This is a genomic window from Snuella lapsa (genome assembly GCF_039539345.1).
GTDB classification, from domain to species: domain Bacteria; phylum Bacteroidota; class Bacteroidia; order Flavobacteriales; family Flavobacteriaceae; genus Snuella; species Snuella lapsa.
Map to the genome: position 1 here is coordinate 1 of NZ_BAABCY010000081.1, position 14,110 is coordinate 14,110.

A 14,110-nucleotide genomic window follows, 5' to 3' on the forward strand; every position below is an offset into this window, starting at 1 on the left:
TATTCATAGAGACACTGTTTTTTCAAAAATAACCCTATTTTTTGAATTATGATGTATTACGGATATTCAATTTAATTAATTATAAAAAGCAATATTCAAAACCATAATTTGAAACATTGAAATGCTAAAATAGCAAATATTTCTTTTAAGGAAATATTTTTCCTAAAAAGAAATTTAAAAACAGACTACAACCCATCTTCAAAACCAAATAAAATATATGTAAATTTACCTCTTTAACCATGACACCTTATGGACAACTCTGAATTTATTAGCTCTTGGATAGGCTCAAAAATAAAAGACATAAGAAAAGAACAAGGCTTGAATTTAAATGATCTCTCAGAAAAATCAGGAATAAGCATAGCTATGATATCAAAAATAGAGAATGGTCGTGTTTATCCAACTCTTCCTTCATTACTTCAACTTTTTGATGCTCTTGAAATTAGTTTAAATACTTTTTTTAATGATTTTTACATCAAAGATAATTTTCCGGGTTATATTTTTAGAAAACGAAAGGAGTACAAACATGTTGACAAGGAAGAAGATTCTGAAGGTTTTAACTACGAAACCATATTGTCGCAAACAATAAAAAAATCCAGTATGGAAATTTCGCTCTTAACTTTAAGCGAACATTCCAAACGTAAAAAGCTAACTACTGACGGATTTGAATATATCTATTTAATTAAAGGCACTGTAGATTATGAACTGGAGTCACAAACTTTTCATATGGAGGCGGGAGATTCACTCTTCTTTGACGGACGAATGGAACATGTCCCCCACAATACAACTAATGAAGACGCCATACTCCTTGTTATATATTTTATATCTGCTTCTTAAAATTTATTCTGACAACAGTGCACGATCCAAGTGCACATAACCACCATCAACAGTTATAAATTGCCCAGTGGTATGTGATGATTTGTCAGAAATAACAAACAGGCAAGTATTGGCTATTTCATCAGGTGTGGTCATCCTATTTTCTAAAGGTATTTTCTCGACAATTTTTTTAAGCTTTTCTTCACCATTTTCGAGGGTTTTTATCCAATTATCGTACGCTGGCGTCCAGCTTTCAGCAATAATAATAGCATTAACCCGAATCTTGTCCTTAATCAAATCAACCGCCCATTCGCGTGTTAGCCCCAAAACACCACCTTTTGAAGCGGCATAACCAGAAGTCCCCCCTTGACCTGTTAACGCTACTTTCGAACCTATATTAAGAACAGTTCCTTTCGACTCTTTTAAATATGGCAACGCATGTTTTACCACCAGAAAGTAACTCACCATATTCAACTTTAGCGAATCCATAAATTCCTCATAAGACGCATCAAAACCGACACCATCATTAACTCCTACATTATTAATAACTGCATCTATTTTCCCATACTTATTTGCAATAGTCTTTACAGCCGCCTCAATTTGTTCAGCCTTGGCAACATCGGTTTGACAAAAAATGGCATCAACTCCTTTAGACTGGATTTCTTTAACGTATTCAAAACCCCGGTTATTTCTGTCTATTATTGCAGGAATGGCACCTTCTTCCACCAAATGCCTTAAAATAGTTTCTCCTATACTTCCCCTGTTTCCTGCCGCTCCTGAAATAACGACCACTTTACCATTTAATCCTAAATCCATATACGAAAATATTCTGTTTTTATTTCAAATCATAAAACTTAACGGCATTATCCCCCATTATTGCATCTTGCTCGTGATGGGACAATCCTTCAACAAAATTGGTGACCAAAGTTTTAACTTTAGCATAGTTACCTGCTACTAAACACACAGGCCAATCTGAACCATACATTACCCTATCTGCACCAAAACTTTCCAATACCAATTCCATATACGGCGTTATTTGCGCTGGTGTCCATGTATTAAAATCAGCTTCGGTTATCATTCCCGAAAGTTTACAAAACACATTTTCTTGTTCGGCTACTGCCTTCATTAACATTGCCCAACCATCATAAAAACCATCCTTTATATAAGGTTTCGCTATGTGGTCGATTACAAACTTTTGATTAGGAAAACGCTTCACAAACTCTAAAACGGCTCCTAACTGATGTGGGAACACCAATATGTCATAACAAAAACCGTGAGCTTCTAGCTTAGAAATACCTCTTAAAAATTCAGGCCGTAACAAAAAATTAGGATCAGGTTCCCCTTGTACAATATGCCTAAATCCCTTTAATTGTTTATAACTCTCGTATTGCTGCAGCAAATCATCAACATTCTCTGCTCTTAAGTCTATCCAACCAACAACCCCTTTTATAAATTCATTTTTTGAAGCCAACTCTAATAAGAAATCCGTTTCCTCAAGAGTCTGATCAGCTTGAACAGCAACGCACCCATCAATACCATTTGCCTCATAAACCAACTTCAAATCATTGGGCATAAAATCTTTTCTTATCACGGACATAGTCTCATCTATCCATGCGTGCTTAACTGGTTCGTACTTCCAAAAGTGCTGATGTGAATCTATTATCATACTATTTATCTTTTCGGTTAATATTGCTAAATATAGAAGTATTTAGCTTAGAACACCATTTTCTTCTACAAAAGCCTTTAAAGCATCTTGCATTCCTTTAGTTGTAATAGCTTTCAAATAACCAGCAACCATTTCCTGAAGCCCTGAGATTTGCGTTAAATCCTCTCCCCAAAAACCAGTATTCGCTAATGTTGCTTTAACAACACCAAAAACATCTCCATCACGCCATTGCGCTTTAAAGAATTCCAACGCCACTTGGTCATCCTTTAGCTCAATAGGCTCTCCATTTCTATCACCTCTGTAAAACGCTATCAAAGCAGCCAAAGAAAACAAAAGCCCTTTTGGCAAGGTTTCTTTTCTTTTAATGTATTGCAATACCGATGGCAACACACGTGTCTTAAATTTAGAAGTAGAATTTAACGAAATGCTCATTAAGGCATGCTCTAAATACGGATTCCTAAAACGGTCCAGTACATCGTTCGCAAATTGCTCTAAGGCATCTTGTGGCAAATCGAGTGTTGGACAGATTTCATTAAAGATAACATCTTTAAGATAAGCTCCCACCACGGGGTCTTCTACAGACTCTCTCACCTTATCAATTCCATATAAATACCCTACGGGCACTAATGAGGTATGGGCGCCATTTAAAATACGCACTTTACGGGTTCGGTAAGGCTCCATATTATCTGTAAAGACAATATTTAATCCGCAGACCTCTGCAGGCATCTCCTCTTTAACAGTTTCCGGTCCCTCAATAACCCACAAGTGAAATCGCTCTCCTTCGACTACCAAATTGTCCTTGTACCCTAATTGAGTCGTAATTTCATTTATTTTTTCACGGGGGTACCCAGGAACGATCCTATCCACCAAGGTATTGCAAAAGATATTGTCATAATTAATCCACTCGACAAAATCCTCACCTAAATTCCAATCATTAGCATATTGCAATACGATACGTTTTAAGTTGTCACCGTTTCTATCGATTAACTCACAAGGGATGATAATCATCCCCTTATCGGAAGCCCCTCCAAATGTTTGATATCTTTTATACAGCAAAGCGGTTAACTTAGCTGGAAAACCAGATGGAGGCGAATCTGCCAAAGCATCACCTGCATTGTAAGCAATGCCCGCTTCGGTTGTATTAGAAATAACGAAACGCAAATCTGGATTATTAGCAATATCCAAATACCCCGCATAATCGTCATACGGATTAACGCATCGTTGGATACAATCAATTATTTGATGTTCACTAACGGGCTGCCCATTCTTTATTCCGTTTAAATACAGCGTATACAGTCCATCCTGATCGTTTAGCATTTTTACCAAACCTTGCTGTATTGGTTGCACAACAACTACCCCGGCATCAAAATTGGCTGCCTTGTTCATTTCATGAACCATCCAATCTGCAAAAGCTCTTAAAAAATTTCCTTCACCAAATTGAACAATTCGTTCTGTATAAGTATTTGCCTTTGCCTTATTTCTATTTAATAAATCCATTTACTATGCTCTTTAACATTTTTTATTAGACACAGACCGCTTATAGTGAAACGCCTCTTTTCCAGGGAATAAAATCGTTATTACCATGAAGAACAGCTTTTGAGGCGGTTTCTCCGCTAGCCACTTTTATGATATGATCCAGTATTTTTTCACCCATGGATTCGATAGTATCATCACCGCTAATAACAGTTCCTGCGTTTATATCTATGATATCATTCATGCGCTCAAAAAGTTCGGTATTACTGGATAATTTTAAAACTGGGGCAATAGGATTTCCCGTAGGTGTTCCCAATCCCGTTGTAAACACTATAATGTTACACCCTGAGCCTGCCAAACCTGTTGTGCTTTCTACATCATTCCCCGGCGTGCACAATAGGTGCAACCCTGGTTTCGAAACCTGTTCGGTGTAATCCAAAACACCTACAACTGGTGATGTCCCTCCTTTTTTAGCCGCTCCTGCCGATTTCATTGCATCGGTTATCAATCCATCTTTAATATTTCCGGGTGAAGGGTTGTTTTCAAACCCAGAACCAACGGCAATAGCAGCTTTTGAATAGGCACGCATTAAACTGTAAAATTTCTTAGAGTCTGCCTCTTCAACACAACGGTTGATAAGATCCTGCTCCACACCATTCAATTCTGGAAACTCAGCAAGTACAGGAGCCCCTCCAAGCGCTACCAACAAATCGGATGCATATCCTAAAGCGGGGTTTGCCGAAATTCCTGAAAACCCATCAGAACCGCCACATTCCAAGCCCAAAACCAACTTACTAAGAGGAGCGGGCAGTCTTGTTAACTTATTTGCTTCCACCAGTCCAATGAACGTATGTTTAACGGCTTGTTCTATAAGCTTGCGTTCGCTTTCACTTTTTTGCTGTTCGAGGTAGTGCACTGGTTTTTCACAACTTGGATCGATGGCTTTAATTGCGTCTTTTAACATAGCTATCTGTGCATTTTGACACCCCAGACTAAACACAGTCGCTCCTGCTACATTTGGATTCGTTATGTAACCAGCCAATAAACGGCATAGGGTTTCTGAATCTTGACGCGTACCTCCACAACCGCCGTCGTGCTTTAAAAACTTGATCCCGTCAACATTAGGGAACAATCTATTTTTGGAAAGTTCTTCTTTGGTGGTAATAATGGGCGTATTAAAAATAGCTTCGTTTGATGCGCCTGCTTTATATTGCTTAATCAAGGCATCGGTATCTACTGCAAAGTCTTTCTTTGTTTCATAACCAAGCTTTTCTGCCAAAGCACCTTCCAAAACATCAACATTTCTATTTTCACAAAAGGTTAATGGAATAACCAACCAATAATTACTGGTACCTACTTTACCATCTTTTCTATGATAACCGTTAAAAGTTCTTCCTTTAAACTTTGAAACATCTGGTGCTGTCCATGAAACTATTTCCCTAGAATCATTATACTCTGCAGAAGCATGCTTTACATTTTCTATGGTTATAGCACAGCCTGCTTCTATAGGTTTAACCGCTTTACCAATTAATACACCATACATAAAAATATCATCCCCTACAGCTAAATAGCGCAAAGCAAATTTGTGCTTTTGTTTTATGTTTTCTTTTAAAGTAACCTTTACTCCTTGTACAGTTACAGTCATTCCCTTTTCAAGGGCTGTGATTGCAACTATTATATTATCCCTGGGATCAATTTGAACATAAGATTTTGACATCATCCTGTTTTTTGAACGTATTATACTAAAAACTAACCGTAGCCTTAATCACTCCTGTTTCAGGCTTTAACCAACTATCAAAATTTGCAATCATATCGGTAAACGGAACTGTGTGCGTAACAAAAGACTCCGTCGGGAATTGATCCAATACACTTATTACGTGATTAAAATCTTCGGTAGTAGCATTCCTGCTACACATTAGAGTCATTTCTTTAGCGTGTATTGCCGGATGGCTGTATACCAACTCTCCTTTTGAGAGCCCCACTAATACAAAACGACCTCCGTGAGACATATAGGAAGGCCCTACCTCCAACGCTCCTTTATGACCTGAAGCATCGAATACGGCCGTTGCCATATCACCATGAGTAATTTCCCTTATTTTATCTACTGGATCATGGGCTACATTAATAACAAAATCGACACCTATTTTAGTTTTAGCATAATCCAATCGCTCATCATTCACATCCAGAGCAATAACTTTTGCTCCAGCAATTTGCGCCAACTTCATAATACCTATCCCAATAGGACCGCATCCAATAACAACAATTGTTTCTCCTTTAACCAAATTTACCCTTCTAATAGCATGAGCTCCTATAGCCAAAGGCTCTACTATAGCCATCTGCTCATCGGACAGGTGATTAGCGGGCAATAATATATCTGTTGGCACGGTAATTTGCTCCTGCATACCACCATCGGTATGCACACCCAAAACTTTAATATTTGTACAGCAATTTGTTTTACCACTTCTACAAGCCACACATTCACCACAGCTTATATAAGGCATTACCACAACTTTATCGCCAGGTTTAATACCTTGGGGGTTATCGCCAATTTCCAACACTTCGGAAGCCAATTCATGCCCTAAAATTCGTGGATAAGTAAAAAAGGCCTGATTTCCTGCATAAGCATGTAAGTCGGTACCACAAATTCCTACTTTCTTTATTTTTAATAATGCCTCATTAGCTTTTCTTTCGGGCGCTCTTTTTTCCTTCAACAGAAACTTACCTGGTTCCTGGCAAACAATATATTTCATATGCTTATGTTTATTGTTTTTTTTAATGGTCACTGTAACATCCAAACAATCATTTTATAGTAGCACAAAACTTTTAGTCTTGGATGTTTCACTCATTTAAATTTTAGCAATCACCTAAGATTAAATTAATTATAGAATTGAGACCATACAACCTCAATTATACAAAACTTAAACAGGTTCTTTTGCAATGTTTTTAATTTTGTTAAAGTTCACTCTCTTATTTGTTAATAATCTTTTTTCACGCTTGTATTTCAGCTTAAGCTTATCCCAAATGAATCCCTCCTACTTTATTTTGATTAATGATTAAACAAGAATTATTACTCTTTAAACTTTCACTATTCAAACGTTTGAACAGTATCTATAAAATAAAACAACAAACTATAACTGATTAATTTTGTTTATTTTTGTTAATTTTAGAGAAACAATCGATTCAATCGATTGAACAAACATATAAAATATTTTGGAGAATAAAAAAAAGACAACCATAAAGGATATCGCCAAAGCCTTAAATATTACACCTTCTGCTGTATCAAAAGCTCTTAGCGACCACCCGCGTATTAGTGACAAAACTAAGAAGGCCGTAAAAAAGGCGGTTAAAGACCTAAACTACCAGCCCAACCACCTAGCGAGTGCCTTACGTAAAGGCAAAAGCAATCTTGTTGGTGTTATTGTACCAAGAGCCAATAGTAATTTCTTTTCTTCTGTAGTTCAAAAAATTGAAGAGCGCCTTAGTAAAGAGGGCTATAATGTCATTATAACACAATCTAACGAATCCTTTTCTAAGGAGTGTAAAAATATAGAATCCTTACTTTATACTCAGGTAGATGGGATTATCGCCTCAATGGCCAACGAAACAACGGTATTGGACCATTACGAAACTATTAAATCCAAGGGCATACCTTTAATTATGTTTGACAGAGGTGAAGACACATTAGAAGTTGACTACGTAGGAATTGATGATTACAATAGCAGTTTTGCCGTTGTTGAGCATCTAAAAAACCAAGGATGTAAACGCATTGCCCATATTGGAGGCTACAGTCATACCCGCATTTATAAAAATAGAATTATAGGCTATAAAGACGCGTTGGTAGCGTTTAACCTTCCTGTTGATGACGAATTGATTTACGAGAGCAAACTGAAAATTGAAGACGGGAGGCGAATCATGCAACAGTTACTGGAATTACCCAAACCTCCTGATGCTGTTTTTGCTGCTGGCGATTTTGCTGCTTTAGGAGCTTTACAGGTGTTGGAAGAAAACAACATAGCCGTTCCTAATGACATAGCCTTGGTAGGCTTTAGTAATGAAACCTTTACTTCACTTATAAAACCAGGTATTTCAACAATAAACCAACGAAGTGAATTAATAGGGACTTTAGCTGCCGAAACCTTTTTGAAACGTGTTAATGATACTAACTGGAAACCCAAATTGAATAAAATAATTGTTGACTCTGAATTAATTGTTAGGGATTCTTCTAATAAAACCAAATTTTTGGATCGATCTTAATTGGTGACCAAGTACACCCACAACAAGATGGTTTTTTACTCAAAATATCCAATATAATATAGGCATTACATTGCAATGCTATCAAACAGAGACACTATCCTGCGGTATTTTATTTGCAAATAAGCAATAAAACCCTTATTTTTCATACTCCCACAGACCTAAAAATCTACGATTAGATCCTATTGCTACTTTGAAAATCATCAATAATGAAAAAAATAAACTTAACGGTTTTGCTACTCTTTATTGCTTTTTCTAGTAATGCTCAAAAAGGTTTTAGAGTAGAAGCAAGTATAGGACCAACTTTAGGGGATTCAAGTGATTTTTACTCACTTACACTTCAAGGGAATGTATACTATTACTGGAATTCCTCTGAAAATATTAATATAGGACTTACCTCAGGGGCGTTAGTCTTTCTAGGAGACAAAGAAGACGGTTTCGAGTGTGTTGGATGTAGTGTTGATGACTACGAACCAGAACTGTGGATTCCCCTGGCTGTATCAGGACGAGCAAGCCTTTCAAAAAAAATCTCTTTAGGATTAGATACAGGTTATGCCTTTTTAATACATACCTTTGATGAGGGAAGCGGTTTTTATTTACGTCCTGTAATCAATTATAGCCTAAAAGAAAAATTGGGACTTGTGTGTTCTTTTATAAATATTAGTGATAATGGATATAATGCTGCAACAGTTAATCTCGGAATCAATATTGGATTTTAAACTCTTAGAGTAACATTATAACTAAACTAAAGAATTAGAGAACAGTAAAACTATACCTTGAAATCAATTTACATCTTATTTCTGGCGATTTTTATCCTCTCTTGTATAGACGAGATTTTTAATAATCTGAATTGCAACCTTATATACAACCTTTTTCACAAAAACCTGGTAAGTTGACCCTTATAAAAATATTTAATATCTTTATAATTAAGGATCTAGGTAAGCTGGAAATACTCTAAATTGAAATTGACATGATTTAATATCATGCAATTGGAGTTCTGCTATGACTTAATGGTATTTGTTTTATAGGGAGATACATTTTAGACTAAAAAGACTTATCTTAAATTGTTGAATCATGAAATATTTACATTATTACTTCATATTTTTTCTTGCAACTGCTATCACCTCTGCATGCTCTTCAAATGATTCCGACAACCAAATTACCGTATTTAATATCCTAGTATTGGACTCTGGCTCTCTTGTGCCTATACAAGGTGCTAAAGTTGAAATTTGCAACAACCCTTATTTTTGCACCAATGTTCTAACTTCTGGAACTACAAACACAAATGGTAAAATCAAACTGTCTTTAACCGCATCAGATATGTTAATTGCTGAAAGTTTTACAGTTTTTAAAGATGATTACAAAAACCTGACTATTTTTTTTGAACACCTAGAAGACTTGTCAAAAGAAATCATTGTTCATATGAAAAAGTATGAAACAGCCGATTAAGCGCACTATCCCTTTCCACTAAACAAAAAAAAAGCCCAACTAAATATTTGCTCGACTCAATTTATGCCTAAAACCTCTGGCGGAACTTCCCGTGTAATACCTTTAGTTTCTTTAATTAAGCCCTCTTCAATTTCCAAGGAAAAAGTTGACAAGTTGACTGTCAAGTTTGACAGGTTCTTTTAGGCAAATATGATTGGTATACTTATCTAGATGTTTTCCTGATTTAATGCTCCTTACTTCAACTACTCCTTTATAATAATTTACATATATGCTCTGAAGTATTATTTATTATATTTAATGAATGCTTTTAAACAAAGCATCCATAATTATACCTGAAAGACTATTATAATGACCAACATTTTTAAAGTAGCTGCCGCCCAACTCTCACCAATATTTCTAAACAAAGAAAAAACCGTTGAAAAAGCATGTAAAGCAATTCTAGAGGCAGGAGAAAATGGAGCTAAACTAATTGTTTTCCCTGAAGCTTTTATCTCTGGCTACCCTGATTGGGTCTGGCTTATTCCAAATAGTAAAGGAGTCCATTTAAATGAGCTTTACTTAAAACTGGTTGAAAATGCTGTCTCTGTACCTGATAATACCACAAAAAAACTTTGTAGAGCAGCTAAAACAGCTGGTATTAATGTTGTTATTGGCATGCATGAACGTAATACTGAAACCAGTAATGCAAGTTTATTTAACAGCTTGCTATTTATAGATGATAAAGGATTGATTATAGGCAAACACAGGAAGCTAATCCCAACTGGGGGAGAACGTCTCATATGGTCTCAAGGAGATGGTAGCACATTAGGCTCTTATGAAACTTCGGCTGGAAAAATAGCTGGATTGATTTGTTGGGAAAACTTTATGCCATTAGCAAGAAATGCTATCTACGAATTTGGAACTCAAATATTAGCATCCCCTACTTGGGACAAAAGCCCAAACTGGATTCAATCTATGCAACATACTGCAAGAGAAGGTGGACTATTTGTAATAAGCACTTGTATGGCTTTAAAAATGGAAGATATTCCTGATGAGTATGAGTTTAAAAAGCTTTATCCAGAAGGAAGAGAGTGGATAAATACTGGTAACAGTTGCATAATTGCGCCAAATGGACAATTTTTAGCAGGACCTATAGAAGCAAAAGAAAGCATCCTATATGCAGATATTAATCTTCAGGACATTATCAAAGCAAAGCGAATGTTTGATGTTGTTGGACACTATTCAAGACCTGATGTTTTTAATTTTAATGTAAAAAAACAAGTCTAGTCTCATTGTTAAACTCAAAAGGAAGCTAAGTACTTCTCTTAAACCTCTACATCTCTAAATTAATTCAATCTAGAGTTTACCATAAAAATTATTCAATAAAAAAAGGTGAACTAAAAAATTCACCTTTTCTTGCCCCAAATCTACCATGAACTTAACCTACTTATGTTATGGTATTTTAAAAGTACATACAATTAATATTTGCTTCAACATTTAAACGATTAAAAACCAAAAAATTAGGTCATTTTACTTTTGACAGTTGTATATACAACAGTAAGTAGCATGATATAACAAAAAGAGCCACAAATAAATGTGACTCTTAAAACATAATCAAGCGTTTTGGGGCACCTGTCCATGGAGATAATAATTTTTCAAGTATTTGGGGGCTTTATTACATAACAGCTACGAAAGAGAAAACACTACCAAATATGCATAAAATTAGTTCACATGTTTAAAAAATAAGCTGAAATACGTATTATTTAACCTTTAGCATATTAAGCTCCGAACTAATCCACTTTTATTACACTTTACCTTATTTATAGTTAGGGCAAGTAGGTAAGGTAGGTAGGTTAATATCTAAAAACTATTTAACTTCTATAACTTTTTACTAAAACCACCTACCCACCCTACCTACTATTTATCTTACCTTCTTAGAAATTCTATTAGTCTCAATACTAACCCATCTTTGCATTATCTTACGGAACTATCTTAAGTAATCTTTCAACTAACTTGCATTGCTAGCATTACCTTCATTGTTACCTCTTTGCTTTAACAGTGTAGTGAATTATTAGTTGCTCTTTAAACTAGAGCACCTGTTTAGTTGGAAACCTCTTCAATTTTGGGAAAAAAATTGAGAAGTTGGCGATTAAGTTTGTTGGATTACTTTTTAATTATTTTCTTAGGAACACTACCTTTATCAGATACTATATTTAAGAAATACATGCCTTTTGGGAAATTCTTTAAATCTACCATATTGGTTATCTTGTTATTTTCAAACAGTAATTTTCCCGAAATAGAATACACTTCTATTTTTTTAATACTTACTCCTTTTTTTGATAATAAATAGATTATGTCATTTGTTGGGTTTGGACAAATAGAAAATGAATGGTTCAAAAAAACCGAAACACTTAATGCCACGCTACTTTCTAAATAATCAGGCACAGAGTTGTTGTTAGTATCGTCATCTAAAGGCGTACCATTGTTATTGTAATCTTCATCTTTAGTTAATACACCATCCCCATCATCGTCATCGTCTATGTAATTTGGAATAATATCATTGTCTGTATCAATCACAGAATTTGATTTTTTTAAACTACTGTATTTTCCCGAGATTGAAGATTGATCTACTAACTCATCCGCAGTGTCAATATTGTCGCCATCATCATCATCGTCCAAATAATCTGGAATACCATCGCCATCGGTATCGTCGTCGTCCAAATTACCATTGCCATTGATATCCTCTTCACCATTAATTACGCCATCACTATCCTCGTCTCTGCAATCTTGAGCTATTAGATCTAATTGAACAATGACATAACAACCTGATCCAATTTTTTGAACTCTAACATATACGGTTTGAGTATCGCTATTGTAAGTGGTAGACAACTGATTTACTTGTGTTTCGGCATCACTATTTGTAAGGTAGTAACTGACCTCAACATCTATTTCTGATCCAATAATCTCATTAGTTTTAGAAGACAAGTCAAATGTTTCGATCCCATCATTGTTATCGTCACAAACTTCATATGCAGATGGTTCATTTATTGTTGGCAAAGGATAAACAACTAATTCAAATGAAGTTGTATCATAATTATCTGTAGCCTTTTCAGTGACTCTTGCATAAATGGTTCTGGAAGAATGAACAATATAAAAGGAAGGATACAATTCATTAATATTGTTATCAGCGTCAGCCATAGTTTCATGATATGACAAGGTGTAATCAGAGGGGCTTTGACTCCCTAAAATAACCGAATTTTGCACCGTTAAATCAAAGGCTAGCAATCCATCATAATTATCATCACAAAAAGCCAAAGTCGGTGGTGTATTAGCTACTTGCGCATAAGATAAAGCTGAAAGAAACAACGCTAAGATTAATTTGATTTTCATAACTAATATAAATGTCTTGAATAAATGAAAATAATAAACTGCATTACTGCTTTCAAAAGTAGTAAAATCCCACATTTAACACATGCTTTACAACTAATATATTGGCTTTTAAACTTATCCTTTCCTATAACAATTAAGAAAAAGGGAAACTAACCACTCCCCTTTAACCTGTTAATCTCCATACTAATATGCAAACTAAAATCTTCCATTCTGTGATTTGTTTTTATCTTTAATTTTTTCAATTTCCAAAGGAGAAATAGCACGCATATCAATAATAGGAATCTCATTCACTTTATTTGCAAAGGCAAATTCAGCTCTGAAACTAATAGGTATCTCACTTGTTGAAATTTGTGCAAAGCCACCTATTACACAACATACCGATAACATAATGCTTAATTTAGTTGACCAATTAATCCATTTTTTCATATTCTTAATTTTTAACAAAAACATATGTCATGTCAGGCCCAAATAAAACCAATTGATTACCTGAAACAGAAAAATTAGTTACCCTCTCCATATTTTCCAGAAGATGTTTATTAATTTTAGTTTGTTTTGGATCGGTAGTACCTACCTCAGTAGACTCATGATATTCTGTAAATTTGATAGTGTCATTTTTTAAAACATATTTTCCCAATGCCATATTTATACTTGTATTTAAATAAAAAGAGGTGTCATCTATGAAGTCTAAAACGAATGCAGAATTTAAATAGTAGTCTTTCTCTTCAAGAACAATTGTTTCATTATCTGTAGTTATAGTAATTAACAACCAATCATTATCAATTAGATAATCTTGATTTTCCTGAACATTTTTATCATTGCAACTTAACATTAGAACTAAAAAAGTAAAATACGAAACGAATATTCTCATAAAATAAAATTTTAAAGTTAAACCTTTATCATTTAGATATTTCAATCTTGTAAAATTAACATAGATTTGCTTCTACCTGTGTAGCTATACAAGGAAGCGCATTTAAATAAAGATGGTTCTTATCATAAATATTGATTTTAAATTATACTAATAACCTGAGTTCGACGTAATGATTTAATAAAAAAGAGCTAGTTGCGGTGTGTTTTCTGTTTCAAATTTAA

13 protein-coding genes are annotated in these 14,110 nt (G+C 34.8%); 5 read left to right on the plus strand and 8 right to left on the minus strand.

The window, feature by feature from the left end; all coding sequences use genetic code 11:
• The first annotated feature begins 249 nt into the window (after nucleotides 1-249).
• Nucleotides 250-834, plus strand: a complete 585-nt coding sequence (locus ABD792_RS15525; protein ID WP_345007282.1) for a helix-turn-helix domain-containing protein — start codon at nucleotides 250-252, stop codon at nucleotides 832-834.
• Nucleotides 835-837: 3 nt separating this feature from the next.
• On the opposite strand, the gene ABD792_RS15530 is transcribed toward ABD792_RS15525, so the two are convergent.
• The 5 genes from ABD792_RS15530 to ABD792_RS15550 are packed head-to-tail and all read right to left on the minus strand — an operon-like array spanning nucleotide 838 to nucleotide 6,702.
• A complete protein-coding gene (locus ABD792_RS15530) occupies nucleotides 838-1,629 on the minus strand; it encodes an SDR family oxidoreductase (protein WP_345007284.1) in 792 nt (263 codons plus the stop codon).
• A 19-nt stretch (nucleotides 1,630-1,648) separates the two neighbouring features.
• Nucleotides 1,649-2,479 (minus strand): amidohydrolase family protein, encoded by an 831-nt coding sequence (locus ABD792_RS15535; RefSeq protein ID WP_345007286.1) that lies wholly within the window; start codon nucleotides 2,477-2,479, stop codon nucleotides 1,649-1,651.
• 42 nt (nucleotides 2,480-2,521) lie between these two features.
• Entirely contained in the window at nucleotides 2,522-3,976 is a 1,455-nt protein-coding gene (locus ABD792_RS15540) for a tagaturonate reductase (RefSeq protein WP_345007288.1), read from the minus strand.
• 40 nt (nucleotides 3,977-4,016) lie between these two features.
• On the minus strand, nucleotides 4,017-5,669 hold the full coding sequence (locus ABD792_RS15545; RefSeq protein ID WP_345007297.1) for a UxaA family hydrolase: 1,653 nt from the start codon (nucleotides 5,667-5,669) through the stop codon (nucleotides 4,017-4,019).
• A gap of 25 nt (nucleotides 5,670-5,694) precedes the next feature.
• Nucleotides 5,695-6,702, minus strand: a complete 1,008-nt coding sequence (locus tag ABD792_RS15550) for a zinc-binding alcohol dehydrogenase family protein (RefSeq protein WP_345007289.1) — start codon at nucleotides 6,700-6,702, stop codon at nucleotides 5,695-5,697.
• A gap of 460 nt (nucleotides 6,703-7,162) precedes the next feature.
• On the opposite strand from ABD792_RS15550, the gene ABD792_RS15555 reads away from it, so the two are divergent.
• The 4 genes from ABD792_RS15555 to ABD792_RS15570 all read left to right on the plus strand — a co-directional run bounded on the left by ABD792_RS15555 (nucleotide 7,163) and on the right by ABD792_RS15570 (nucleotide 10,918).
• The gene (locus ABD792_RS15555; RefSeq protein WP_345007290.1) at nucleotides 7,163-8,206 is read left to right on the plus strand and encodes a LacI family DNA-binding transcriptional regulator; all 1,044 of its coding nucleotides are present in this window, start codon (nucleotides 7,163-7,165) and stop codon (nucleotides 8,204-8,206) included.
• A 206-nt stretch (nucleotides 8,207-8,412) separates the two neighbouring features.
• Nucleotides 8,413-8,922 (plus strand): hypothetical protein, encoded by a 510-nt coding sequence (locus ABD792_RS15560; protein ID WP_345007291.1) that lies wholly within the window; start codon nucleotides 8,413-8,415, stop codon nucleotides 8,920-8,922.
• A 355-nt stretch (nucleotides 8,923-9,277) separates the two neighbouring features.
• Nucleotides 9,278-9,652, plus strand: coding sequence for a hypothetical protein (locus ABD792_RS15565; protein ID WP_345007292.1), 375 nt, complete (start codon nucleotides 9,278-9,280; stop codon nucleotides 9,650-9,652).
• A gap of 348 nt (nucleotides 9,653-10,000) precedes the next feature.
• Nucleotides 10,001-10,918: a carbon-nitrogen hydrolase family protein gene (locus tag ABD792_RS15570; protein WP_345007293.1), complete on the plus strand. Its 918-nt coding sequence runs from the start codon at nucleotides 10,001-10,003 to the stop codon at nucleotides 10,916-10,918.
• Nucleotides 10,919-11,794: 876 nt separating this feature from the next.
• Here the strand turns inward: ABD792_RS15570 and ABD792_RS15575 are convergent.
• The 3 genes from ABD792_RS15575 to ABD792_RS15585 form a co-directional block, all read right to left on the minus strand.
• Nucleotides 11,795-13,021, minus strand: coding sequence for a T9SS type A sorting domain-containing protein (locus ABD792_RS15575; RefSeq protein WP_345007294.1), 1,227 nt, complete (start codon nucleotides 13,019-13,021; stop codon nucleotides 11,795-11,797).
• A 195-nt stretch (nucleotides 13,022-13,216) separates the two neighbouring features.
• Nucleotides 13,217-13,447, minus strand: a complete 231-nt coding sequence (locus ABD792_RS15580) for a hypothetical protein (protein ID WP_345007295.1) — start codon at nucleotides 13,445-13,447, stop codon at nucleotides 13,217-13,219.
• A 4-nt stretch (nucleotides 13,448-13,451) separates the two neighbouring features.
• On the minus strand, nucleotides 13,452-13,889 hold the full coding sequence (locus ABD792_RS15585) for an META domain-containing protein (protein WP_345007296.1): 438 nt from the start codon (nucleotides 13,887-13,889) through the stop codon (nucleotides 13,452-13,454).
• Nucleotides 13,890-14,110: the final 221 nt, after the last annotated feature.

Bases quoted from the DNA above. Each gene is read 5' to 3' on its own strand.
- ABD792_RS15525 (WP_345007282.1), top strand. From the start codon at position 250: ATGGACAACTCTGAATTTATTAGCTCTTGGATAGGCTCAAAAATAAAA.
- ABD792_RS15530 (WP_345007284.1), bottom strand. From the start codon at position 1,629: ATGGATTTAGGATTAAATGGTAAAGTGGTCGTTATTTCAGGAGCGGCA.
- ABD792_RS15535 (WP_345007286.1), bottom strand. From the start codon at position 2,479: ATGATAATAGATTCACATCAGCACTTTTGGAAGTACGAACCAGTTAAG.
- ABD792_RS15540 (WP_345007288.1), bottom strand. From the start codon at position 3,976: ATGGATTTATTAAATAGAAATAAGGCAAAGGCAAATACTTATACAGAA.
- ABD792_RS15545 (WP_345007297.1), bottom strand. From the start codon at position 5,669: ATGTCAAAATCTTATGTTCAAATTGATCCCAGGGATAATATAATAGTT.
- ABD792_RS15550 (WP_345007289.1), bottom strand. From the start codon at position 6,702: ATGAAATATATTGTTTGCCAGGAACCAGGTAAGTTTCTGTTGAAGGAA.
- ABD792_RS15560 (WP_345007291.1), top strand. From the start codon at position 8,413: ATGAAAAAAATAAACTTAACGGTTTTGCTACTCTTTATTGCTTTTTCT.
- ABD792_RS15565 (WP_345007292.1), top strand. From the start codon at position 9,278: ATGAAATATTTACATTATTACTTCATATTTTTTCTTGCAACTGCTATC.
- ABD792_RS15570 (WP_345007293.1), top strand. From the start codon at position 10,001: ATGACCAACATTTTTAAAGTAGCTGCCGCCCAACTCTCACCAATATTT.
- ABD792_RS15575 (WP_345007294.1), bottom strand. From the start codon at position 13,021: ATGAAAATCAAATTAATCTTAGCGTTGTTTCTTTCAGCTTTATCTTAT.
- ABD792_RS15580 (WP_345007295.1), bottom strand. From the start codon at position 13,447: ATGAAAAAATGGATTAATTGGTCAACTAAATTAAGCATTATGTTATCG.
- ABD792_RS15585 (WP_345007296.1), bottom strand. From the start codon at position 13,889: ATGAGAATATTCGTTTCGTATTTTACTTTTTTAGTTCTAATGTTAAGT.